At 35.0% G+C, this 23,228-nt stretch carries 17 protein-coding genes; 8 read left to right on the top strand and 9 right to left on the bottom strand.

The window, feature by feature from the left end; all coding sequences use genetic code 11:
• Positions 1 to 143: 143 nt before the first annotated feature.
• From BZG02_RS11225 to BZG02_RS11210, 4 genes are read right to left on the bottom strand one after another with little or no spacing between them, the layout of a single operon-like run.
• Positions 144 to 1,193 (bottom strand): efflux RND transporter periplasmic adaptor subunit, encoded by a 1,050-nt coding sequence (locus BZG02_RS11225; protein ID WP_180335698.1) that lies wholly within the window; start codon positions 1,191 to 1,193, stop codon positions 144 to 146.
• Positions 1,194 to 1,234: 41 nt separating this feature from the next.
• Complete coding sequence (locus BZG02_RS11220) at positions 1,235 to 2,737, bottom strand: TolC family protein (protein ID WP_101261528.1); 1,503 nt, start codon at positions 2,735 to 2,737, stop codon at positions 1,235 to 1,237.
• Positions 2,738 to 2,758: 21 nt separating this feature from the next.
• Positions 2,759 to 6,109 (bottom strand): golvesin C-terminal-like domain-containing protein, encoded by a 3,351-nt coding sequence (locus tag BZG02_RS11215; protein WP_101261527.1) that lies wholly within the window; start codon positions 6,107 to 6,109, stop codon positions 2,759 to 2,761.
• Between the two features lie 10 nt (positions 6,110 to 6,119).
• Positions 6,120 to 7,004 carry an ABC transporter ATP-binding protein gene (locus BZG02_RS11210; protein ID WP_101261526.1) on the bottom strand — a complete coding sequence of 295 codons (885 nt, stop codon included), beginning with the start codon at positions 7,002 to 7,004 and terminating at the stop codon, positions 6,120 to 6,122.
• 250 nt (positions 7,005 to 7,254) lie between these two features.
• On the opposite strand from BZG02_RS11210, the gene BZG02_RS11205 reads away from it, so the two are divergent.
• A complete protein-coding gene (locus BZG02_RS11205) occupies positions 7,255 to 7,605 on the top strand; it encodes a rhodanese-like domain-containing protein (protein ID WP_180335697.1) in 351 nt (116 codons plus the stop codon).
• 12 nt (positions 7,606 to 7,617) lie between these two features.
• On the opposite strand, the gene BZG02_RS11200 is transcribed toward BZG02_RS11205, so the two are convergent.
• Both BZG02_RS11200 and BZG02_RS11195 read right to left on the bottom strand, forming a co-directional pair.
• Complete coding sequence (locus BZG02_RS11200; RefSeq protein WP_101261524.1) at positions 7,618 to 8,739, bottom strand: DNA alkylation repair protein; 1,122 nt, start codon at positions 8,737 to 8,739, stop codon at positions 7,618 to 7,620.
• 125 nt (positions 8,740 to 8,864) lie between these two features.
• Positions 8,865 to 9,305: an NfeD family protein gene (locus BZG02_RS11195; RefSeq protein ID WP_101261523.1), complete on the bottom strand. Its 441-nt coding sequence runs from the start codon at positions 9,303 to 9,305 to the stop codon at positions 8,865 to 8,867.
• A gap of 284 nt (positions 9,306 to 9,589) precedes the next feature.
• Between BZG02_RS11195 and BZG02_RS11190 the strand changes: the two genes are divergently transcribed.
• The 6 genes from BZG02_RS11190 to BZG02_RS11165 all read left to right on the top strand — a co-directional run bounded on the left by BZG02_RS11190 (position 9,590) and on the right by BZG02_RS11165 (position 16,163).
• Positions 9,590 to 10,735, top strand: coding sequence for an acyl-CoA dehydrogenase family protein (locus BZG02_RS11190; protein WP_101261522.1), 1,146 nt, complete (start codon positions 9,590 to 9,592; stop codon positions 10,733 to 10,735).
• Positions 10,736 to 10,744: 9 nt separating this feature from the next.
• Positions 10,745 to 11,740, top strand: coding sequence for a beta/alpha barrel domain-containing protein (locus BZG02_RS11185; RefSeq protein ID WP_101261521.1), 996 nt, complete (start codon positions 10,745 to 10,747; stop codon positions 11,738 to 11,740).
• 91 nt (positions 11,741 to 11,831) lie between these two features.
• Positions 11,832 to 13,199: a hydroxymethylglutaryl-CoA reductase, degradative gene (locus tag BZG02_RS11180; protein WP_245868085.1), complete on the top strand. Its 1,368-nt coding sequence runs from the start codon at positions 11,832 to 11,834 to the stop codon at positions 13,197 to 13,199.
• Between the two features lie 3 nt (positions 13,200 to 13,202).
• A complete protein-coding gene (locus BZG02_RS11175; RefSeq protein WP_101261520.1) occupies positions 13,203 to 14,129 on the top strand; it encodes a GYDIA family GHMP kinase in 927 nt (308 codons plus the stop codon).
• 13 nt (positions 14,130 to 14,142) lie between these two features.
• Positions 14,143 to 15,198, top strand: coding sequence for a diphosphomevalonate decarboxylase (locus BZG02_RS11170; protein WP_101261519.1), 1,056 nt, complete (start codon positions 14,143 to 14,145; stop codon positions 15,196 to 15,198).
• Between the two features lie 2 nt (positions 15,199 to 15,200).
• Positions 15,201 to 16,163, top strand: a complete 963-nt coding sequence (locus BZG02_RS11165) for a GHMP family kinase ATP-binding protein (protein ID WP_143470456.1) — start codon at positions 15,201 to 15,203, stop codon at positions 16,161 to 16,163.
• A 13-nt stretch (positions 16,164 to 16,176) separates the two neighbouring features.
• Here BZG02_RS11165 and BZG02_RS11160 read toward each other — a convergent pair whose 3' ends face one another.
• The 3 genes from BZG02_RS11160 to BZG02_RS11150 all read right to left on the bottom strand — a co-directional run bounded on the left by BZG02_RS11160 (position 16,177) and on the right by BZG02_RS11150 (position 21,654).
• Complete coding sequence (locus BZG02_RS11160) at positions 16,177 to 18,099, bottom strand: tetratricopeptide repeat-containing sensor histidine kinase (protein ID WP_101261517.1); 1,923 nt, start codon at positions 18,097 to 18,099, stop codon at positions 16,177 to 16,179.
• A gap of 143 nt (positions 18,100 to 18,242) precedes the next feature.
• Positions 18,243 to 20,165, bottom strand: coding sequence for a tetratricopeptide repeat-containing sensor histidine kinase (locus BZG02_RS11155; protein WP_101261516.1), 1,923 nt, complete (start codon positions 20,163 to 20,165; stop codon positions 18,243 to 18,245).
• Positions 20,166 to 20,385: 220 nt separating this feature from the next.
• A complete protein-coding gene (locus tag BZG02_RS11150) occupies positions 20,386 to 21,654 on the bottom strand; it encodes an OmpP1/FadL family transporter (protein WP_101261515.1) in 1,269 nt (422 codons plus the stop codon).
• 221 nt (positions 21,655 to 21,875) lie between these two features.
• Between BZG02_RS11150 and BZG02_RS11145 the strand changes: the two genes are divergently transcribed.
• On the top strand, positions 21,876 to 23,030 hold the full coding sequence (locus BZG02_RS11145) for a Fic family protein (protein ID WP_101261514.1): 1,155 nt from the start codon (positions 21,876 to 21,878) through the stop codon (positions 23,028 to 23,030).
• Positions 23,031 to 23,228: the final 198 nt, after the last annotated feature.

The following is a 23,228-nucleotide window of genomic DNA, read 5'->3' as shown; positions in this document are numbered from 1 at the left end:
GAAAGCAATTTATTATTGAATGACATAGAATGTTCTGTTACATTTACTTTAAGAATATTTCGATTCTGAAATAAACATACTGTAAATCAACCTAATATCTCATGTCTAATATCTTGAGTTTAGCATTTATCGATCTGCTAAGATTATTTTACCACCTTTATTTTTGATCGGTTTCGAAGTGTTTCAAAGCCTTTTACTACCAATCGATCTTTTTTCTCTAAACCCGAAATTATTTGTACTTCGGTAGGATTTTCTAACCCAAATTCTACCACACGCTCTTCGGCCAAGCCCTTGTTTACAACAAAAACAGTATTTCCTTTTTGTTTGTTTAAAATCACATCTTTCGGAATTACAATGGTCGAATCCGCTTTTGCAACCACAATCTCACCTTTTGCAAACATTCCTGGGCGCAATAAAAGTTTTGAGTTGTCGATATTAATTACAGCTTTAAAAGATCTGGTTTCAGAATCGATAGCAGGAGATAATTGTGCAAGAATACCACTTAAAGTATCACCAGGAATGGTATAGTTAATGATATTTACCTGCTGTCCTTTTTTAATGGCAGTCATATTTTTTTCGGCCAGATTAATCTCCATATGAAGTTTGCTGTAATCCATAATGCTTAACAAGTCCGACGAGGCTTCGATTCTAGTATTTTCGGTATAGTAGTTTAGGGTAGTAATAATTCCCGAAAATGGAGCTTTCACTTTTAATTTTGCCAAGCGAAAAAGGGCATCTTCGTAGGAATATTTGGCATTAATCAGGTCGATTTCGGCATTTCTCACTTCCGAAAGGGTAACGCCACCTTTTTCATACAAAGATTGTTGCTTTTCGGATACTTGTTGAGAAATCTCCAGTCGTAACTCTAACGATTTTATTTTGATGTTGTTCTCGTATTCTTTGTCTTCCAAAACGATTACATTGGTTCCCTCTTTTACGTAATCGCCCAAAGCAAAAGAACGACCAGTTGCCGGATTATTTTGCAAGCGGTATTTTCCGGCCACTTCGCTTTTTATTTCCACTCTTTTAATCGGATTTACAGTTCCTGTGGTGCTAATAAATTTTTCGATGCTTTTGGAGGTAATTTCCTGAACCGATACTTGAACTGCGATGTCTTTGTTCAGATCAGTTGCCTTATCGTTGCAAGCAGAAAATAGTGCAAGGCATAAAAGGTAGAATGCGATTCGTTTCATGGCTATGGACTTAGTATGGTATATCATGATTGAGATTGTATTTATTCAATAATCAAATTTTCCTGCAATTCTTGTGGAACAAATGAGCGGTCATTCTCGAAATCCCAAAGCGATTGTATTTTTAAATTTAACAGTTCTAATTTGTAGTTAATTAGAGAGTTGGCTAGGTTCATTTTCTTTTCGGATAACTGATTTTGAAATCGTTCCAAATCGATACTGGTTAAATCACCGTTTCGGTATCTCTCTAAATTAATATCATAAGTTAGGGCTGCATTTTTCTGATTTTGCTTCGCAATTTCTATTTGCTGAATTAGATTTTGAAGGTTCCGATATATCTTTCGAATATTAATTGTGATATCATCTCGCAGGCTGTTTTTATCTATTTCGCGACTTTCAATTTCTAATTCGGCAGCTCTTATTCGTGCTTTTCTCTCGCCCCAATCAAATATCGGAACGGAAAAAGTAATGCCAACTCGTGGACTCTTGGTTGGTTTGTCGTACACATCAGCTAGTTTTTCATTGTTACCCATAATTCCAATCGAAAGACTCACATTTCCTTTAAATTCGTTTACCGCTGAGGTTTGTATTAAATCGAACTTTGCATTGTTTAAATCTATTTCACGTTGCGACAATTCCAATCTTTGACTCAATCCGTTTTCAATGGCTTTTTCAAGATCCACAACTACCGGAATGTATTGAATATCGGTGCTAACTGCTATGTCATCGTATAAAGAAATACCTAATAAAAATTTGAATTCATCTTTTGCATTTTCCAATTCTACACGATTATTATCGAGACTCGATTTGCTGGTAGCATAGTTTAATTCGGCCTGATAAAGTTCTTCTTTCGCAGATAAACCTCCTTCTACTTTACTTGCAATAATTTCCTTGCTTACTTTCTGATTTTCGAACTCTTCTTCCGAAATTTTTAAGGCCATTTGCTTCTGATAAATGGAATAAAATGCTTGATTTACCTGTCTTTCCATGTTTAGCATTTGAATGGAGTAGGCTAGGGTTGCATTTTCAAGATTTAACTCATTGCGAGTTAAATCCATTTTTGTTTTATTGAATGTAAACAGTGGCTGATCGTACTGTAAGTATAATGAGTTGTTGTATCCAGCATAGTTAGAACTGCTGGCTTCGGAGTAATTGTCCTGATAACCAAACTCATTCTGTAATGATAATCTGCCATCAGTAAATTTAATTGGTTGTGAAACCGTAAATGTTCCACTTGTCTTTTTATTTTCAGAAGTATTCCAAGTGGAAAAATAATCGTTATAGGATTCTGTTTTGTCGTACGACAAAGGGGTAATATCGAAGGAAAAACGAGAACGTAAAGATGCTAGTTGCGCATTCAGGTGTTCTTTGTTTTGCTGCATGTTTATTCTCGATTTTTTAATGTCTGGACTATTTTCAAAGGCTATAAGAAGAGCCTCTTCCAAAGTAATATCTTTTTGAGCCTGTGAGTAAAAAGAACTGAAAAGAATTGCTCCGGCACAAATTAATATTCGTAATAATTTTTGCTGTGGTATCGTTGTGATCATGCCTTATATAATTTGTAAATTTTATTTATTTTCTACCCATTTAATTGCATCAGCAAAGAGAAATGAGCCTGTCGATTTATTGCTAAGCTCCACTTTTGCATTTTCAGGTGTAATAAAGAAGGTACCCAGATAATTCCATCCGCTTTCCAGTTCCTGATCACTTTTATTTATTTCCTCGATGCCTGATTCATGATATACTTTAAAATTATAATCTGCTTTTTTTTGCTGTCCTCTTCGTCGTCCCCATGGCTCCACCTTTTCGATATGACAATAAACATCGTATTGAGCACTATGTTCTAGGCTTGCAGTCCAACTGGCAGAACGTTCTCCTTGTCCGGATTTTGTGAAAGCTGCTGATTTTACATATTTTCCGAAAAAGCCAGAACGCAAAACATTTTTCCATTCGTTTGGAGGATTCCAAGTACGTAAATTCGAATATTCATGCTCTGTAATTCGTTTGTCATCCATCCACTGTTTTAAATAACTTTTGTTGGATACCTGTACATATTCAAATCCTTTATCTTCGTTATCAACAACCAATTCATTTGTTGCTAAAATCCCGTCGAAGGCCTCACATTCTTTAATATCATTAAAGAAAATGTCTTTCTTGGTTTCATCGAATGAACTAAAATCATAAACCAAACTATTGGGTAGATTTTCGGAAATATGTGTCGATACATTCATTCTGCCTGGTTGCGAGGGAAATACAAATCCAACTTCGAGGGCAGTATTTGCAGGTACAAAAATGGTTTTGGAAAAGGCAGGTTTTTCTTCCTCAAAACTCCTTCGGTTTCGCCTTCCATTCCGATCATTTAGTTCGATGCTTACCGAAACAATTCCATCTACCGATTCGGGATTTGAAATTTTGTAACGAATTTGGTATTTAATATGATCTCCATCTTTTACTTTGTAGGTTTCAAGATCTTTAATTAAAAAACCTGGCAACTTGTTGGTAGTGTACCAATTATTCACATCCGATAAAATAGATTCACCGTTGTTTGCAAGCAGCAAACTATCAAAACTGGTAAAACTAAATTTGCGATGTTGGTTTTCTTGGATGTATTTTTTTAGAAGAGAATTAAATTTTTCTTCGCCATACCTAGCTTTAAAAATAGAAAACAGATGAATTCCTTTTACGCTAAAAATATCATTTAAGTAGATTTGTTCATTCTCGTTTTTGGCGACAGAAACACCCGACTTTGTGATGTCGGTTAAGGAGGCTTTTTTTAATTCAAGGTTAATTAGCTCTTCCTTACTAATTCCATCGAATTGCCAACGGTTTTGAGATGTTGAACTGGTATTTTTTTCTTTCAAATAAACACCCAATGCAATATTCAGAGCAGGATACTCCTGTGAATACATTTGAGTGGAGTAGCCATAGTAGTTGGGGAAAGGGGAGTAAGTATTTCCATCAACATTATCATATTGATACCATTCTGTTCCTGAGGGCATAAAATTTGCGCGTACGAATCTTTTGAAAATACGAGCTTGCAGTTCTTCGTCCGAGACTTCTTCATTATCGCGCTTCATTCTTTTTTCGAAACGGTTCTTTCGTTTTTTAAAATCAGTTTCCTCCATTAGAACTCCTTTTTCAGGATAAAAAATGATTTCAGGTTGCACCGCATCACTGCTTATCGACCAAATGTGTTTGTCCAAAGCAAATTGAATAGGCACTTCGGCGAGGGAAAATCGTTTGAACGGATAATCTAAATTTATTTCGGTTTCGTATTCGTTTTTTAATTCTCGGATTAAGGAAGGCAAACTATCCTGAATCACATCAAAATGATTCAAGAAAAATTCGTTTCCACGAATACTATAAATTGAATATTCAACAGAATCAACTTGAATGCTATGCTTTAGATAATCACCAATTAGAAGACTTATTTTTGGCAAGGCCGATTCTGGATGAAACTCAAAAACTCCGTCTTTAATTTGGCTTACCTTGCCTTGAGAAACAGGAACCAATTTGTTTGAACTTTGAACTTTTAGATGGTAGTTTGTAAAATCTGGTGAATATAAAGCCGGATTACTGGAGGAATATCCAACTCCTGCAATAGGATACCATAAAGCATCGCTTGTGAGACATACAAAATTATCGTTCAGATAAGCAAATCGTTTTCGAATGCGAAACATTTGTGCCGTAAAGTTATCTTCTGTTAATTCCGAATTTAAATCTAAAAAATGAGTTCTTTCATCTATCGTACCACTGTAAGTAAGCTCTAATTGAGTGCTTGTGTTTTTTACTAAGGCCTGATCGGGAATAATTTTTAGTAAATGTGTTTGTCTTAAAAATGGTATGTTTTTACCTTTTTGAAGCACAGAACTTATTTTTAAATTAGGATTTAAACTGAAGAGAAGCGTGTCTAAATCAGAAGCGGAATGATTATAAATATCAAGCTTTATTTTTACAGCTATTTCTTCACCTTCATGAGTAAGATCTATATTGCAAGAGGTAACTTCTGGTTTTGGGAATGCAATATATTTGTTGTTTAAAGCAATCATGTCATTTTTAAACTCCTGATTGTCAATATTAATATTGATGTATTTCATTGTTAGTAACCCTCCAATAAGAAAACTAGTAACAGCCAAATATATAGGAAGAGAAACCAATTTTTTCGATTGTGGCAAGCGATTTAATTTGGATATAGTGAAGAGAATAAAGCCGATTCCCAAGAAGAAATAAATACCACGGTGAATGGCTATTTCTTGTAAATTTCCAAATCCTCCAATGGTCGAGTTCATCATTGGCACCTGATAGGCAATATAATCGAATAGATGATAAAATTTTGTATTTAAGTAGAAGATGCTGAGTGCAATGTAACCTAATAGAATAATGAATGTAATAGCTTGGTTTTTTAAAACAATCATTAAAAAGAAAGCCAAACCTAGAATGTAAACGAGTGTAGGGATGGATATTAAGAGAGGATAGTAAATTACCACCCAGGCACTTTGCGATGAATCCTTACTTAAAAATGAGAAGCCAATTCCCATGAATAAAATGATAAAATTAAGGAGGACGAAAACGCTTATAATTCCGAGAGTTTTCCCCAAAATATATTCGCTGTTGGTCATCGATCGGGCATAAATAACTTCAACGGTATCGTTTTTACTGTCTTGTTTCAGAAATTCGGAGGCTAAAAATACAGCAACAATAGCCTGTCCTAAATTTAAAATGATGAGATTGGCATAAGGAATTGCAGCAGGAAGTGCTCGGTAGATCCATGGAGAACCACTATCTTCGATAAAGGTTGCAATATTAAAAATGCCAATAAACAGAACGGATAGTCCGGCAAAAATTCTAAAAAACCACGATCGAAGAAGTGTTCTGGTTTCGTATTTGGCTACTGTACGTATAATGTGGGTTGAGATCATTTTTTAAGTACTAAATGAGTGCTGAGGACATTTCCATAAAATAAACGTAGGCATGTTCTAAGTTTGGTTCCAATTCTATTGCATTGGTAAATTGACTGCCGTCTCCAATTAATTGAACCTCCCATCCTTCCTGAGTTGGTATTGTTGAAATTACAGGATATTTATCTTTAATCATATCGTATTCGTAGCCCGATGTATTTACCTGCCAAACATGTCCCCGAGCTTTCTCAATTAGAGCTTCGGGTGTTCCCTTAAAAGCAACTTGTCCATTATTTAGCAAGGCCAAATTGTTGCAAACACTGGATATATCTCCAACAATATGAGTGGATAAAATAATGATTACATCTTGCTGGCTTAATTCCGATAATATATTCCTGAAGCGAATTCTTTCTTCTGGATCAAGTCCAGTTGTTGGTTCATCAACTACAATTATTTTTGGATTCCCAATTAAGGTTTGGGCAATACCCAATCTTCGTTTCATTCCTCCGGAGAGTTTATTTGCGTCCCGTTCCCGAACATCAAATAAACCTACTTTGTCCAGCCATTCATCCACCTTATCTCTTCGGATACTTTTATTTCTCATTCCAGAAAGTGAAGCTGCATAGTCTAAAAATTCCCATGTTTTAAGCTTCGAGAAAAAGCGGAAGTCCTGTGGCAAGTAACCCAATATGCTTCTAATTTCTTTTCGATTTTTTTCCAAATCGAATGAATCAATCGAAACGGAACCGATACTAGGTTTCATTAGAGTCACCAAAATTCGCATCAAACTTGACTTTCCTGCACCATTCGGACCAAGTAATCCAAACATTCCGGCACCAATTTCGAGATTTACATCGTCAAGAGCTTTTTTCCCGTTTGGATATATTTTGCTTAGTTCCCGAATGTTGATTTGCATCTGCTGGTTAGTTTAAAAGTAAATCAGTCTGAATAATAAGCGATTGTAAAAAGAAGATCTCTGTTAATCATTCGCTTACCAAATTTACAATTTATGCTTAGTATTGTCGGCTTATAAATTTGTTTTTCGATAAACAGGATAGTTTACCTGTTCTATACAAATAATTAGACAAGAAATGCGAAGCGTTGCTTATCTATTTTGTCAATTCAATTCCTTATCTTTATTAAGATTAGAAAAGAATAGGAAAAAAATGAATGGTTTTTTTAAAAATAATTTATCGGACAAGCAAGATTATACACCATTAGAATTGGTGCAGGAAATGGAGAAGAGGAAGGATCTGATAATGCTTGATGTGCGGGAACATTCCGAGATTCAAATTTGCCATTTGAAGGATGCGATGCACGTTCCAATGGGACAAATTCCTTATAAATTGGCCGATTTACCTAAAAATAAAGATTTGATTGTGTTTTGTCACATGGGCGTACGAAGCAAACATGTAATAAATTATTTACAAAAGAATGGATTCTCGCGTGTTTATAATTTAGCGGGAGGCATTGATCGTTGGTCGGTAGAGGTAGATCCCAAAGTGCAGCGGTATTAATAGCAAAAAGTATCATTCCACCTCAAACCCAATTTTTCCATATTTTATTCCATTAATCTGAATTTCGATTTCGTGTGTTCCTAAATAGTGCTTTCTTGTTGTGATAGGTTTAAAAGAAATCTTTTTCTTGAAAGAAATGCATTCCTTAGCAGAAAGAACTTTTTTTGAAAGTTTAAACACCTTTGGAGATGTTTTGCCATTAGCTTTCCTATAATGAACGATAAAATCAATCATTAAATTTTGTTCCTGTATAGATGTGGATTGTATCTCGAAAGAGAATTCAATTTCACCGCCTAGTTTACAGGTTGGAGTGTTAGTTTTAAGTTTATTGACAGTTATTTGTAACTTTTGTCGAAATCCGATAAGTTCTAATGCTTTAGGATGGCCTTGCTTAAGTAAAGTTCTAGAGGCATGATTAATAATCCATTGAGTATCTTTATTCTTAATTTTATTCCAACGAGTTAGAGTTTCAATTACTAAATCAGGATGATCTTTTGCAATGTCATTCAAATTATTAGCAACCGATCTGCGAACGTAGAGTTCATCATCTTCTTTTAATTTTTCCAATAGTTCCAATACAGGTAATGGATTATTTTGGAACTCTTTAAGGGGAGATGCCCAAGGTAATTTTGGTCTGCTTCCTTCCGAAACCAACCTACGAACATGTGCATTTTCACTGCTTGCCCATTGGTGAAGGTATTCCAAAGTTTCGCTTGGATATTTTCTAATGAATGGTCGTATGGCAAATTCTGAAGTAAATATTTTTGTGATTTCCTCTAATGCTTTCATCGAAAGATGAAAATTTTCCTTTTCCAATCCATATTGCGATACATAAGCAGCAAAAGGCATATAGTAGAAGCCTTCAAATTCTTTTTTATCACTTGTTTTGTTTTCTTGGGCGATAGAATTTAAAAGAATAGTAAGCGCTTTTGGGTACGATTTAGGAAGATGATGGTATAATTCGGTGCAAATAAGTTGAGATCGTTCCGATAAACTAAGTGGTTTCAGCTTCGAAACGATAGAATTAACGAATGAAGAAGTGTTGAATTCGCCCCATGACTTTACAATATTCGAAGCCATGTTTCCAACTAATTGATTGTTATATACATCTTTAAAGAGAAATCCTTTTTCCATTAAATAGAGACTGATTATGAATTATTTTAAGCGGGATAAAGTACTCATTATTCGGAAATGTGCAAAATAAAAGAAAGGTTGGATGCGAACATCCAACCTAAGTGGTTTTAGGGTATTTTAGATTCTTATATTCGTTTTACGGTCATCACCGAGTAGTCTATATTCAATACTTTTACAAATGTATCTTTAGGTATTATTTCTCCAAATTGAGATTTGGCTTTCCAAGTCGATCCGGAAAGTACAACTCTGCCTTTGTTTTTTCGATCATTAATTTCTTCCATCACAATAGCTTCTTTGCCAATCAAATTTTTGTAATCCTTATTTGGTTGGTACGATTGGCTAATGGAGTGTTTTGTTATATATGGTTTCAAAAGAAACAAGCAGATAAGTGAACTCGCAATAAAGACAAGTAATTGTGCGGGAATCTCAAATCTCAAATAGGAAACGATACCCGTAAGAACCGAAGCGATTCCAAAACATACGGAAACAAAATTGGAGATGAAGATCTCAATTACAAAAAGACCAACTGCTAGTAACAACCAAATATGCCAAAGTTCTAATTCCATTTTATTATTATAAATTTAAGTTAAAGTAAATTTACAATGGTTATATGTTAATAACAAGTGTCAAGTGTGCCAAGTTGCTTAAGTAGATGTGAGATTAAATTTTGTTAAATCAAAAAGTGCTGATTTAATTGGTGTTTTAAGCTTTTTTTTAGCGGAGCAGAAGATTATTAGTTTTTTCATTATTGAAAATGATTCTAAATAATTTTAATAAAATAAACTTTTTAATTAGGTTTGCGCTCATTAAAGAATTGAAGATCTTAAAATATACTATCAAACATATAGTCATGAATCCATACTTAACAGCAGAACATGAACTAATTCGCGAGAAAGTGAAGCAATTTGCCCAAAAAGAGGTGCGGCCCTTAGCTTTTGAATTGGATAAAGAAGAAAAATTTAGTGCTCATCTTACCAAAAGAATGGGGGAGTTGGGCTTGTTCGGGATATATCTACCTAAAAAATATGGAGGACAAGCAAAAGATTACCTTTCTTTACTAATTGCAGTGGAGGAAATTGCGAAGGTAGATGCTTCGCAGGCATCTACTTTGGCGGCTCATAACTCATTGGGAATAGGACCTGTTTATTATTTTGGAACCGAACAACAAAAGCAGAACTATCTTCCTAAATTAACAAGCGGTGAACATGTTTGGGCTTTTGGACTAACAGAAGATAATGCGGGTTCTGATTCTCGCGGGACTGAGTCGACAGGTTTTTTAAAGGAGCAGGAATGGATCATTAATGGGAGTAAAAAGTTCATTTCAAACGCATCTTCCGATCTATCTTTAGGAGTAACTTTACAGGTAGTAACAGCTACGAATAATGGAAAAAAGGAATTATCTGCTATATTAGTAGAGCGAAATACAAAAGGTTTTCAGGCCGAGCCAGTAAAAGGTAAAATGATGTGGCGAGCCTCGGATACAGCTCAGTTAACTTTCGAGAATTGTAAAGTTTCGCAAGAAAATTTGTTAGGAAATTTAGGCGACGGAGCAAAAATAATGCTTCAAACTCTCGATTCGGGGCGATTAACCATTGCTGCAATGGGATTGGGTTTGGCTCAGGGAGCCTACGAGTTGGCTTTAGCTTATGCAAAAAAAAGGGAGCAATTTGGCAAGTCTATTTCAAAATTTCAGGCTATTGCATTTAAATTAGCAGATATGGCTACGAAAATTGAGGCGGCTCGGCATTTATTGTATCATGCTTGCTGGTTGAAAGATAACGGGCATTCGTTTGGAAAAGAAGCTGCTATGGCAAAATTGTTTTGCTCCGAAGTGGCTCAGGAAGTAGCAAATGAAGCGGTTCAAATTCATGGTGCACATGGATTAGTTAAGGAATCGGAAGTGGAACGTTTTTACCGCGATCAGCGAATACTGCAAATAGGAGAAGGAACATCAGAAATTCTTAGACTGGTGATTTCAAGAAATATTGGTTGTTAATTTGTAATTATGGCAGATAGAAAAAAAGATCATATTGAATTGGCTTTTCGTTCTCAAATGAAGAACGCATGGATGGATGAAAGGTTCTACTACGAACCAATGCTTAATGCTCATCCGAATGTTGATGACACTTCGTTTACTTTTTTAGGGAAAAATCTGCAAACACCCATATGGATTTCCAGTATGACCGGGGGAACAGAATTGGCAGGAAAGATTAATCGAAATTTGGCTCGTGCTTGTGCCGAATTTGGAATGGGAATGGGATTGGGTTCGTGCCGATCTCTTTTAAATAGTGATGAACATTTTGCCGATTTTGACGTTCGCTCTATTATTGGCGACGATTTGCCTTTGTATGCAAACTTGGGCATTTGCCAGCTCGAAGAATTAATTCGAAAGAAAAAAGTAAGTAAAATTATCCGATTAGTTGGCCGTTTGCGCGCCGATGGCTTAATTATTCATATCAATCCTATGCAGGAGTGGCTGCAACCTGAGGGCGACCGAATAAATGAATCGCCAATAGAGAGTTTGGAATATTTGCTCGATGAGGTCGATTTTCCGATTATCGTGAAAGAAGTCGGTCAGGGAATGGGACCAGAAAGTTTACGGGCTTTATTGCAATTGCCGCTTCAGGCAATAGAATTTGCTGCTTTTGGAGGAACTAATTTTGCAAAAATAGAGTTAATGCGAAATCCTGACTCTCCCACTCAATTATTCGAGCCTTTGGCTCAGATAGGACATTCAGCCAATCAAATGGTTGATTGGGTAAATGAGATTGTTGCCAATGAGGAGCAGGTAAAATGCAAGGAGATAATTATTTCGGGAGGAATTCAAAACTTTCTAGATGGCTACTATTTAATGGAGAAAGCGGCACTACCTGCAATTTATGGTCAAGCATCTACTCTTTTGAAGTATGCAAAAGAATCGTATGAAGAATTAAGAAGCTATTTAGAAATACAAAGGAAAGGATTACAACTTTCAAAAAGTTTCCTACGGGTCCGAAAATAAGAGTTTTACCTAAAAAACCTTCTGTTTTTTGGGACAGCAACAGAAAAAATGTAATTTAGGACCTCGAAGTATTTTATTATTTCCTTTCTGAATGGAAATTCAGACTAAGGATGAAGATGAAAAAGATATGAAGCGGAAAGCAATCATTTCAGGATTTTCCAAATTGAGCCGTGAGGAGAAGATGGAAAAAATGGGTGAATTAACGGGAAGTGCCGAGCGAATAAAATCGCAGTTGGATAGTTTTCGCCTGCAAAATAAAGAGCAACAAGATTTACTGGATGAGATTAGTGAGAATACCCTTTCTAATTTTTATCTTCCTTTTGGTGTTGCGCCAAACTTCCTGATCAACAACCATTTGTATCACATTCCGATGGTTATTGAGGAAAGCTCTGTAATTGCAGCAGCCTCTCGATCAGCTAAATTTTGGGCAAGTCATGGCGGATTTACTGCTCGTGTGGTTTCGGTGATAAAATCGGGACAGGTTCATTTTATTTGGAAAGGTGATTCGAATAAACTGAATGATTTATTGCCCGAATTAAAATTTGAATTGTATCAGACAACCAAAGAATTGACTACAAATATGCGCCAACGAGGTGGCGGTATTCAAAGTATTCAATTGGTTAACCATACCAATCAAATGGAGAATTACTATCAGTTGCATGTAACTTTTGATACTGCAGATTCGATGGGAGCCAACTTTATTAATTCTTGTTTGGAGAAAATGGCGCAACAAATGAAACGATTCTTTAAGCATTACGATACTTTATCGGATGTAGAACGGGAATGTGAGGTCATCATGTCGATTCTCTCCAATTATACGCCCGATTGCCTTGTTGAGTGTTCGGTGGAATGCAGTTTGGATGATTTGGATGAAATTCATCCTGGTATTAGCGGGAAAGAATTTGCGGCTAAATTTCAAAAAGCAGCCAAAATAGCCGAATTGGATGTTTATCGCGCGGCAACGCATAATAAAGGGATATTTAATGGAATTGATGCAGTGGCTTTGGCAACCGGAAACGATTTTCGTGCCATTGAGGCAAACGGACATGTTTATGCGTCAAAAACCGGAAAATATAAGAGCTTAACGCAGACTCACGTTTCGCATAACCAATTCCGATATCAATTAACCCTGCCACTTTCTTTAGGAACCGTTGGCGGATTAACAAGTCTGCATCCATTAGCAAAGTTCGGTTTGGAATTGCTCGGGAAGCCTTCGGCAAAGGAGTTAATGATGATTACGGCTGCCGCCGGATTGGCAAATAATTTTGGTGCTTTGCGATCTTTGGTAACAACTGGTATTCAACAAGGACACATGAAAATGCATTTATCGAACTTGTTAAATACTTTAAAAGCGGATTACGAGGAAAAGAAACAGGCCTTGGAATATTTTGCTCATAAAACGGTTTCGCACAGCGAAGTGGAAGCATTTATAAAATCATTACGAACTAAGCTACAGTAGAATTTGAAGCCTTTATATAAATATTATTCGAACGCTAAATTTTTGCTTACAGGTGAATACCTTGTATTGCATGGAGCTTTGGCACTTGCTATTCCTTTAAAATATGGACAGGTTTTGGAAGTTTTTGAATCTGAAGAAACAGATTTAGAATGGTTGGCCTACGAAAAAGGAAAATTATGGCTCCAATTTACCATTTCAAATCAAGAAATTGAAGCACAAACAGAGGAAGGCGAAACGGAGAAGGATTTCGTTTGTTTTCTTTTGAAAATGGCAAAATTATTGAATCCTGATTTTTTAAATCAAACGAACTTAAAAGTGCGAACTGAATTTGATTTTGATCGTAATTGGGGTTTAGGTAGTAGTTCAACATTAATAAATAATGTTGCTAAGTGGGCCAATGTAAATCCATACGAATTGCATGCATTGGTTTCAAACGGTTCTGGTTTTGATATTGCTTGCGCAAATTATTGCAAACCAATTCTGTTTCGTCGCGATGGTGCACATCCTTTAATATATCCAGTCGATTTTCCAGAGAAATTTTCTCGGCAGTTGTTCTTTGTCTATCTGGGAAGAAAACAAAAAAGTGCCGATTCGGTGCATGCTTTCTTAAATGGAAATAAGTGCGAGTCGGAAAAGTTAGATCAAATCACGCAATTGAGTAAGGATATGCTTTCGGCCGAAGATACACAGGAATTCGATCGTGTTATGAAAACACATGAGCTTTTATTGGCTGAAATGTTGGGCCAAAAATGTGTGAAAGAAAAATTATTTCCCGATTTTAAGGGAAGCATTAAATCATTAGGAGCTTGGGGAGGCGATTTTGTGATGGTGAGAAGCGATTTGAGTCTGAAAGAAATACAATCCTATTTTTATAGAGCTGGATTTACAAGTGTTTTTACTTGGAAAGAGATGATATTAGGAACAAATTAATGGTAGCTAAACGATGACAGATTATAAAAATTCAGGATCGATTGGCTGGGAAAGTCCTTCGAATATTGCATTCATTAAATATTGGGGTAAAAAAGGTAATCAATTGCCTTGCAATCCTTCTGTTAGCATGAGTTTAAAAAACTCGGTTACCCGTAGCTGGCTTACTTATAAACCTAAGGAAACTGGTAATCAATTACACTTTTTATTCGAAGGAAAAAAACAGGTTTTGTTCGAGGAACGAATTACAAAATTCTTTGGAAACTTATCCGATCATTTTACTTTTTTGAATGATTATCAAATTTCTATTTCTTCCGAAAATACATTTCCTCATTCGGCAGGAATTGCAAGTTCGGCTTCGGCAATGAGTTCTATTGCTCTATGTTTGTGTAGTATGGAAGAGGAAATTGCAGGAATAAAAATGACCGAAAAGGAATTTTTTCAAAAAGCTAGTCTTGTTGCCCGATTGGGTTCTGGTAGTGCTTCGCGTTCGGTTTATGGTGGTTTTGTAACTTGGGGTGCAAGCGATTCTTTTTCCAAATCATCCGATGAGCATGCAGTTCCTTTTTCGAAATACGTTCATCCTATTTTTCAGGATTTTCAGGACGCTATTCTTATGGTGAGCTCAAAAAAGAAAGAGGTTTCTAGTTCTGTGGGACATCAATTAATGGAAAATCATCCGTATGCAAGTGCTCGTTTTGCTCAGGCAAATACTCATTTCGAAAGCATGTTGGGTGCATTGCGCTCAGGCGATTTAAAAACATTTATCGAAATCATGGAAAATGAAGCCTTAAGCTTGCATGGGTTGATGATGAATTCCAGTCCTTCGTACACCTTGTTAAAACCAAATACATTCGAATTAATGGAGAGAATAAGATCCTATCGTTTAAGTAGTAATATTCCTGTCGGATTTACTCTCGACGCAGGGCCAAATATTCATCTTTTGTATCCTAAATCGGAAAGCCAAAAGGTGATGTCTTTTATTAATTCGGAATTGTCTCCGTTTCTTGAAAACGGAAAGTATATCGTGGATGAAAAAGGGGACGGACCACGAAAAATAAAATTGAAATAGCCGTGAGAATACATCCTGACTTATTTTATGCGAAAATTTTACTCTTTGGGGAGTATAGTGTTTTATTAAATTCGATGGGTTTAAGCATTCCTTATACTCATTTTAAAGGGGAACTAAGTTTTATTGGTGACGATAAATATACCGATAGAAATTTTGCCAAACGATCCAATCGGGAATTGTTAAAGTTTTTAAATTACCTGATAGATAATTCGGAACAATACGAAGTGTTACTTGATTTAAAAAGCTTTGAAAAGGATATATCTAAAGGACTGTATTTTGAGTCGAGTATTCCGGAAAGCTATGGTTTGGGAAGCTCGGGAGCATTATGTGCTTCTGTTTATAAAAAATATGGAATCCATCCAATTGGGAATAGTAAGAAGTTAAAAAACGGTGAAATTATTCACTTAAAGAATACTTTGGCACTACTAGAATCTGGTTTTCATGGGAAGAGTTCTGGTTTAGATCCACTAAATTCATACCTGAAAGTTCCTTTATTAATTCACAATCAGAATGAAATTGAACAGGTTAGTTTGCCGGGAAAAAAGTTTGGCGAAGACAGTGCAATCTTTTTAATTAACTCCCAAAAATCGGGCAATACAGAACCCTTAGTGCGTTCATTTTTAGCAAATTGTGAGAGTAAAGAGTTTTTGTCTTTAATGGAGCAAGAGTTAATTCCTATGAATGATCAGTGCATTCAGGAGCTCGTAACTGGAAATGCCGATTCTTTTTTCACCAAACTAAGCGAATTATCAAAGTTTCAATGGACTCATTTTAAATCGATGATTCCCGCTAACTTTCTGGATTTGTGGCAAGAAGGTCTTCAAACCGAACAGTTTTGGTTAAAACTATGCGGTTCGGGTGGTGGTGGATATTTATTGGGATTTACCAAAAAATATTGCTCCACAAAAGATCTTCTTTTGCAAAAGGGATACGATATTGTGACCGTTTATGAGAATGAAAAATAGTTATAATTTAAAGTTAGTTGGAGCAAATAGTTAAAGGAATAGTATAAGTTACTTTAGTCCCAGATTGATTATTATCAGAATTTTTTAAATCAGTAATTTCGAAGTGCATTTTTTTAGATGCTTTAAAATTGTAAATTTTAACACGATCCAATGCAATGGAGGTAGCCAAAGACTTGTGTTCTTTGTTTTCTCTATTTTTTTTCGATTCTTTAATTCCAATACCATTGTCTTTAATTTGGAATACCAACATATCTCTATTTTTATTAAGAGAAATTTGAACCACTATTTTTGCTTCCGGATTGTTTCGCAACATGCCGTGCACCAAAGCATTTTCTACAAAAGGTTGCGCTAACATTGGTGGCACTAGAACTTGGTCTTGATCGATGTTTTTATCAATTTCAAATTCATATTGTATTTCGTTTTCGAAACGTAATTTCTGTAGTCCGATATAGTCTTCTAAAGTAGCAATCTCGGTACGTATGCTTACAAATTCTTCTCTTGAGTTTTCTAGAATTCCTCGAACCAAACTAGCTAAGCGAGAAAGATAATTGTTGGCTTCTTTATTCTTATTATCCAATATAAAACTTTGAATTGAAGTTAAAGAATTGAATAAAAAGTGTGGATTCATTTGTGTTAATAGTACCTTCTGTCGCAAATCCATAATTTTGTGGTCTGCTCGTAATCGGTTAATACGCAATGAGACAAAAATGACTACAATACCCAAAATTAGGACTACTGTTAGAAGAATAATCCACGAATTTTTTTTCCCAAGTTCAAGATTCTGAATTTGACTTTTTTGAGTTAGAACTTCCAATTCTTTTTCTTGTTGCTCCGATTCATATTTTGCGGTTAATTCTTTTACTTTTTCGTTTTGAAAAATTGAAATTAAGGAATCATTAATAGAATGATATTTTTTTAAGTTATCAATTGCTTTTCTGGGGTGATTGGTTTTTTCTAAAAATTCGGAGTAGTAAAGATAACTTTCCAGTAAGTCGTCTGAAATGTCATTCGCTTTGCTTAATTGAATGGATTTTTGAAAGTATTCTTCGGCTTTTCTATTCTCATTAAGCGTATCGTAAGTAGTTGCTTTTAGTAAATAAACTTTACTAAGTCCCCATTGGTCGTTGAGTTGAATTCGTTGTTCTTCGCAAAGATTGTAATATTCCAATGCTTTTTCTACTTGGCCAATTGCCTGATAGGATTCACCAATATTCATCAGAATAGTTGAATTTAGTTGTGTATTTCCAACCTCCTCATTTAATTTTAAAGCTCGTAATCGATAGGAAAGCGCTTGGTCGTGATTATTGAGTTCACTCTGAAGCACTCCAAGATTAATAAAGATATTGACTAAACTTTTGCGATTACCCAATTTCTCATAAATTTTCTGGGCATTTAGGTAAAAAGCTAAGGCTTTATCAAATTCACCTAAGGTTTGGTGTAAACCACCAATATTGAGATAAGAACTACCTATTCCTTCTACGTAATTTACAGACTTATAGGTTTCTAAGGCTCTTATGTATTGCTGTAAAGCTTCATTGTATTTTCTTGATCTTCGGTAAACAATACCTATGTTAGCGGTTACTTTTCCAACACCTAAGCTGTCGCCAATTAGCGCATATTGCGGAATGGCTTTTCTGTAATAGTATTCCGACGAATCAAAAACACCTTGTAAAAGATAAGTTCCTCCAATCGATTTATAGGTGTCTGCCAATATAGGAGCACTATTTAATTTTAAGGCTAATTTGAGTGCCTCTTTTCCAACTTTTATACTGACATCGTACGAGGAGTCTCGAAGTTGCACCGATTTATACAGTGTTTCGGTTATTTGTTTTTCTAGTGAAGATTGTGCTTCTGGTTTGTTAGAACTTAAATTTTTTGATAGTAGCTGGTTGGAGAATAAACAATAGAAGGAAATTAGCAGTAGAATTGTTCTCATATGGAAAAATAAACTAGGTAAACAATAGTCTGTATGGTTCGTTTTTGTTGCGATACCAATAGAGTCAATTAATTTATTCTACAATGTAAATATTTAGTTTATTTAAACAAGTAAAATTATTCTTTTGATGTTGAGAAAATTTATTAATTCTGAATGTTTAATGGAATTGAAAAGCATACTTGTGTTCCCTGTAAGCTTGAATCGAGCTGTTTTAGATCTACAATTTCGAAGTGCATCTTTTTCGAAGATTTAAAATTATAGATTTTAACGCGATCGAGAGCAATTGATGTAGCGATTGATTTGTGATTTTTATTCTCGTTTTGTTTTTTGGCTTCGTTAATTCCAATGCCATTGTCTTTAATTTTAAATCGGAGCACATCCATTGCTTTATTAAGCGATATAATTACCTGTATTCTGGCATTGGGATTATTACGAAGCATGCCATGAATTAAGGCATTTTCGACAAAAGGTTGTGCTAGCATTGGAGGCACCAGCACCTGCTCCTGATCAATATTTTTATCTACAATAAACTCATAATCTATCTCATTTTCAAAGCGTAACTTTTGAAGTCCAATGTAGTCTTGTAAAGTTTCAAGTTCTGTTCGTAGCGATACAAATTCTTCTCTTGAGTTTTCTAGAATTCCACGTACCAAATTGGCTAATCTGGAAAGGTAGTTATTGGCTTCGATCGTTTTTTTATCCAATATAAAACTCTGAATTGCTGTTAATGAATTAAATAAAAAATGTGGATTCATTTGCGTTAATAACACCTTTTGTCGCAAATCCATAATTTTATGATCTACGCGTAAGCGGTTAATTCTTAGGGAAACGAGAATAACAACGACTCCTAGTAACATTACGATCATAAGGATAATAATCCAGGCATTTTTCTTTCCTAATTCAAGATGCTGAATCTGACTTTTTTGCTGTAACAGTTCTAATTCTTTTTTGCGTTTTTCTGTTTCGTATTCCGTAGAGAGTTCTTCAAAGCGCATGTTTATTTGAATGATATTCAAAGAATCTCTTACTCGAATCATCTCATTTTGATGGATAAAGGCTTTTTCGTAATTTTTTGTGGTTTGATAAACCTTTGTAAGACTTGTAAGAATTTCTTCTCTCCATTTTAGCATGTTATTAATTCTTGCAATTTCATCAGCCTTTAAAAGTAGTTTTTCGGCTAAGTCATATTTGCCCTGATCGATTGCAATTCTTGCCAGTTCTAATTTGGTACTAACAATGCCATCCTTATCTCCTATTTTAATTCTTATCTCTTCGGCTTTTTGCACATATTTAATAGCAGAATCTAATTGGCCTTGTGAGTGAAATAAATAGCCAATATTAAAAAGTAGTTTCGATTCAAATTGAACATTACCAACCTTCGAATTTTCGAACAAGGATTTATTGTAGTAATCCATACTTTCCGAAAATTCTTTCCTTTTTTCACAAATAGCACCTAAATTGATATAGGCATTCGCGATATCTAAAGTTTTCTCAAATTGTATAAAGTTTCTTAAGGCGTATTGGTAATAGGTTTCGGCTTCATCAAATTCTTCGGTATTAAAATATAGGTTTCCAATATTGTTGAAAACACTACCTAAACCTTCTTCGTAATTTAGGTCTTTGTAAATTTTTAGATTTTTTAAGTAATACTCTAGTGCTTTGGCGTATTTTCCTTGTTTTCGGTACAGCAATCCGATGTTTCCAAGAACTTTACCAATGTCAACTTGAGCATTGGTAGCTTCGAATTGATGAATGGCTTTTTCGTAATAAACGAAAGCAGAATCGTAGGTTCCGGAATAATAATAGTTAATTCCTTGTGTTTTATAAGATTGTGAGAGTAGATCAGGATCTTCGCTTTCTTCAGCTAATAAAATGGCTTTTTGGCAAACAAATATGCTTTGTTCCGAGGATATATTGCGCAAATAAGCAGAAGAATCTAAGTAATGTTGCATTTGCTTACTTAGGGAATTATTTTCTTGGGTTTCGGTAGCACTAAGTTTTTCGGAATGCGCAGTAGAATAAAAGCCGATCAATATAAAAAAAATAATTATCCGAAATAACTTCATGCTTTTCAAGTGTTTATTATGGAAATCAATTAGATATACTGGTTTGATAGGAGTGCAAAATAAGGAAATACTTTCGATAGTCTTTGGCAATGTTTTGTCAATATTGATGAAGATAGGAAATGTTTAGATCAACGGTGATACCAGGCATGCTAATTAAAGTACATAGAAAAAGGGCCTGTTTGTTCGAACAGGCCCTTAACTCTATTTTATGTTTTTGTTTCTAGAAATTGTACGACACTCCAATTCCTGGTAGGAATCCGGTGTTTTCATATTCGCCTGCAAATCCTGTATTACCATCAACGGCATTAATTTTTTCACCTTTGATATACAATAAAGAAGCATCTACGCTTAATTTATCGGTTAATAGGTATGAGAAACCTGCTGAGATACCAATTTTATTTGCTCCTGGTGTTTCGGGGGTGTAGAATTTTTCATTGGTTGGAGTTTCATCATAGTAAAAACCAGCACGAAGGTCTAACTTTTCATTTGCTGCATATTGTGCTCCAATTCGGTATGTTGTCGAGTTATCCCAATCTCTTTTACTGTTAGAATCTTGAAGTACAGGAACTTCCACTGGGCTTCCAGGAGTAGAAACCATGGTTGTAGTGTTTGTTTCAAAATCAAAATTTAATGCTTTATAAACATCCCACTGTACAAAATTCACATCAGCTGAAATCAGCCATTTCTCATCAATTTGGTAAGCAAGTCCAATATTAAAACTCGCTGGTAAAGGTAGTGTTGCAGCAACTCCACCATCTGGGAATAATGGAGAAATAGGATCAGCGACAGTAAAATCAACGTCGCCATCGGAGTATTCAAGTTCTACATCTACTTGAGAACGATACGATAGTCCGATATTTAATTTCTCTGTTGGTTGAAGGAATATACCTAAATTGTAACCATACTGAATTTTACTACCACTTATTTCAACTTCTCCATCTGGTGCTCCAAGCGAAGCTAATGGTATAGCTCTATTTAATTCTACACTACCATATACAATGTTTAAACCAGCACCAACACTAATCCAGTCTGCCAGCTGATAGGAAACGGTTGGTTGAATATAAATGGCTTTTAAGCTAATATCCTGAATCAAATATTTTCCACTCCATTCTTTTCCAAAGTCAACTTTATTTCCAAATGGACTATAAACACCAAGGCCAAAAGCAAGCTTGTCCGATACTTTCATCGATCCGTATAAGTAGAATGGGGTTCCTGTTGGGTTATCAGTTTCTTCGGTCATGCCAGAAGCTCCAGTAAATTCTGTTTTAATTAGAGTCGCAAATCCTCCTACCGAGAAGCTATATTTTTGATCTAGTGTAGCTAAAGCTCCAGGATTCCATTGCATACTACTTGCATCAAAATTTAATGCAGTACCCACGTGGCCCATACCTGTTTGTTTATTACCTTGAACGTTAACGGCATAGCCTTCCGCTTTCACATTGATAGCCAGTACAATTAGAGCAATGGCTAAACATATTTTTCTTATCATAAGTTAATGATTAATTAATTTGGGCGAAATATAATTTAATTTATAGGTATTGCAAGATAAATTTTAAAATCAAAAGAATTAAAAATCTGCTTAGGCTAGTAAATACAATATGTATGCATGTATCTAAAATTGTAAATAAGATAGTGATCTCTGGTGTTAGCCTTAGTTTTTATTAAATTATTAATACTTTTAACCTGAATAATTACTGTTTATTCAGGCATATGGACGATAAGTTGAATAAAAAAAACAGGGGTGACTTTGTTTACCAAAGTTTTAAGGAAGGCTACAAAAGCGTTACGCCATCTTTAATTAATCGGTCTTTTGAGTGGAAGGATAAACAAATAAATATCCTACTAGAATCTGCCATGCTAGAATTGGGAGAACTAAATGCGTATTCTAAATTTTTTCCCAATATAAGTCATCATATTCCTTTATTTGTAATACAGGAAGTTATTGCATCCAATTTAATTGAAGGGAATAAATGTGATTTGTATCAAGCATTGGTTCCTGATGGTTCGCAATCTTTTAAAAATCAATATGCTCAAAAAGAAATAGCGAATCATATTCGAGCTATTCATTGGGGAGTAAGCGAGCTTCAAAAATTCCCTTTGTCGGTTCGCTTAGTAAAGGAGGCGCATAAAATACTATGTTCTAATTTGCCTGCCAAAGAAGAATTTGGTGGGAAATTGAGATCCTTCTTCCAAACTCACGAGAGTCCTTTTAGGGAGGAATCGAATTACAGCCCGCCAAACAAGCATGAGCTAAAAATTTTAATTAATGATGGCAAAAAATTCTGGAGAAACGATGATTTGGAATTACCGCAGTTGATTAAAATGGCTATTTCCTTGTATCAATTTGAAAATATACTTCCTTTTTTGGATGGGAATGGACGAACTGCTCGAACTTTAATTTTGTTTGAAATTATTAGTTTAAAGTTTGTTGCTCGTCCTATTTTTTGTTTGTCGGTTTTCTTTGAAAGGAATCGTTTAGAATATTACCATCGTTTAAATTTAATCCGTTCTAAAAATGATATCGAACAATGGATTAAATTTTTTCTAACTGGAGTTAGGGAAACAGCTTTGCACAGTAAAAATCTTTTGGGAAATGTGGAACGATTAACAGTCCATTATGAGTCGGTTATAGAAGAGAAGATGGGTAAAAAGAGGGTTTTAACTGCCAAACAATTGCTTTCGGAGTTCTATTTCAATCCGTTTATGTCGGTAAGCGATGTAAAGGAAAAACTACAACTTAGTTTTCAGTCGGCCAATTTATTGGTAAAAGAGTTCGAGAAGCACAACTTGGTGAAAGAATATGCCGGTGCCCGCCGAAATAGAATTTTCTATTTGTCGGAGTACTTGAGCTTATTTGAGCTGTAAAAACACCTTGCATTAAAAAAAATCATTCTCTACTTGTTTTAATAAGGTTTGTATTAAAACGAACTTTCATTTTTGTGCAAGGTCTTATTTTTCCCTTGTTTCGGTTTTCAGACAGTACTTATTGTCAAATTCTAACATTCATAATAATAGTCTTGTAAATAAAGGCTTGTAATACTAGTTGATAAATAGAAGTTTTTA

It is taken from the genome of Labilibaculum filiforme (genome assembly GCF_002843315.1).
Classification (GTDB): domain Bacteria; phylum Bacteroidota; class Bacteroidia; order Bacteroidales; family Marinifilaceae; genus Labilibaculum; species Labilibaculum filiforme.
Note: the sequence above shows the minus strand (reverse complement) of the source record. Positions and strands in the feature narration are given on the sequence as shown.

What these genes read in the sequence shown, in the direction of transcription:
- BZG02_RS11150 (WP_101261515.1), bottom strand. Translation starts at nt 21,654, where the DNA reads ATGATAAGAAAAATATGTTTAGCCATTGCTCTAATTGTACTGGCTATC.
- BZG02_RS11155 (WP_101261516.1), bottom strand. Translation starts at nt 20,165, where the DNA reads ATGAAGTTATTTCGGATAATTATTTTTTTTATATTGATCGGCTTTTAT.
- BZG02_RS11180 (WP_245868085.1), top strand. Translation starts at nt 11,832, where the DNA reads ATGGAAATTCAGACTAAGGATGAAGATGAAAAAGATATGAAGCGGAAA.
- BZG02_RS11200 (WP_101261524.1), bottom strand. Translation starts at nt 8,739, where the DNA reads ATGGAAAAAGGATTTCTCTTTAAAGATGTATATAACAATCAATTAGTT.
- BZG02_RS11215 (WP_101261527.1), bottom strand. Translation starts at nt 6,109, where the DNA reads ATGATCTCAACCCACATTATACGTACAGTAGCCAAATACGAAACCAGA.
- BZG02_RS11160 (WP_101261517.1), bottom strand. Translation starts at nt 18,099, where the DNA reads ATGAGAACAATTCTACTGCTAATTTCCTTCTATTGTTTATTCTCCAAC.
- BZG02_RS11225 (WP_180335698.1), bottom strand. Translation starts at nt 1,193, where the DNA reads ATGAAACGAATCGCATTCTACCTTTTATGCCTTGCACTATTTTCTGCT.
- BZG02_RS11210 (WP_101261526.1), bottom strand. Translation starts at nt 7,004, where the DNA reads ATGCAAATCAACATTCGGGAACTAAGCAAAATATATCCAAACGGGAAA.
- BZG02_RS11185 (WP_101261521.1), top strand. Translation starts at nt 10,745, where the DNA reads ATGGCAGATAGAAAAAAAGATCATATTGAATTGGCTTTTCGTTCTCAA.
- BZG02_RS11170 (WP_101261519.1), top strand. Translation starts at nt 14,143, where the DNA reads ATGACAGATTATAAAAATTCAGGATCGATTGGCTGGGAAAGTCCTTCG.
- BZG02_RS11190 (WP_101261522.1), top strand. Translation starts at nt 9,590, where the DNA reads ATGAATCCATACTTAACAGCAGAACATGAACTAATTCGCGAGAAAGTG.
- BZG02_RS11205 (WP_180335697.1), top strand. Translation starts at nt 7,255, where the DNA reads ATGAATGGTTTTTTTAAAAATAATTTATCGGACAAGCAAGATTATACA.
- BZG02_RS11195 (WP_101261523.1), bottom strand. Translation starts at nt 9,305, where the DNA reads ATGGAATTAGAACTTTGGCATATTTGGTTGTTACTAGCAGTTGGTCTT.
- BZG02_RS11220 (WP_101261528.1), bottom strand. Translation starts at nt 2,737, where the DNA reads ATGATCACAACGATACCACAGCAAAAATTATTACGAATATTAATTTGT.
- BZG02_RS11145 (WP_101261514.1), top strand. Translation starts at nt 21,876, where the DNA reads ATGGACGATAAGTTGAATAAAAAAAACAGGGGTGACTTTGTTTACCAA.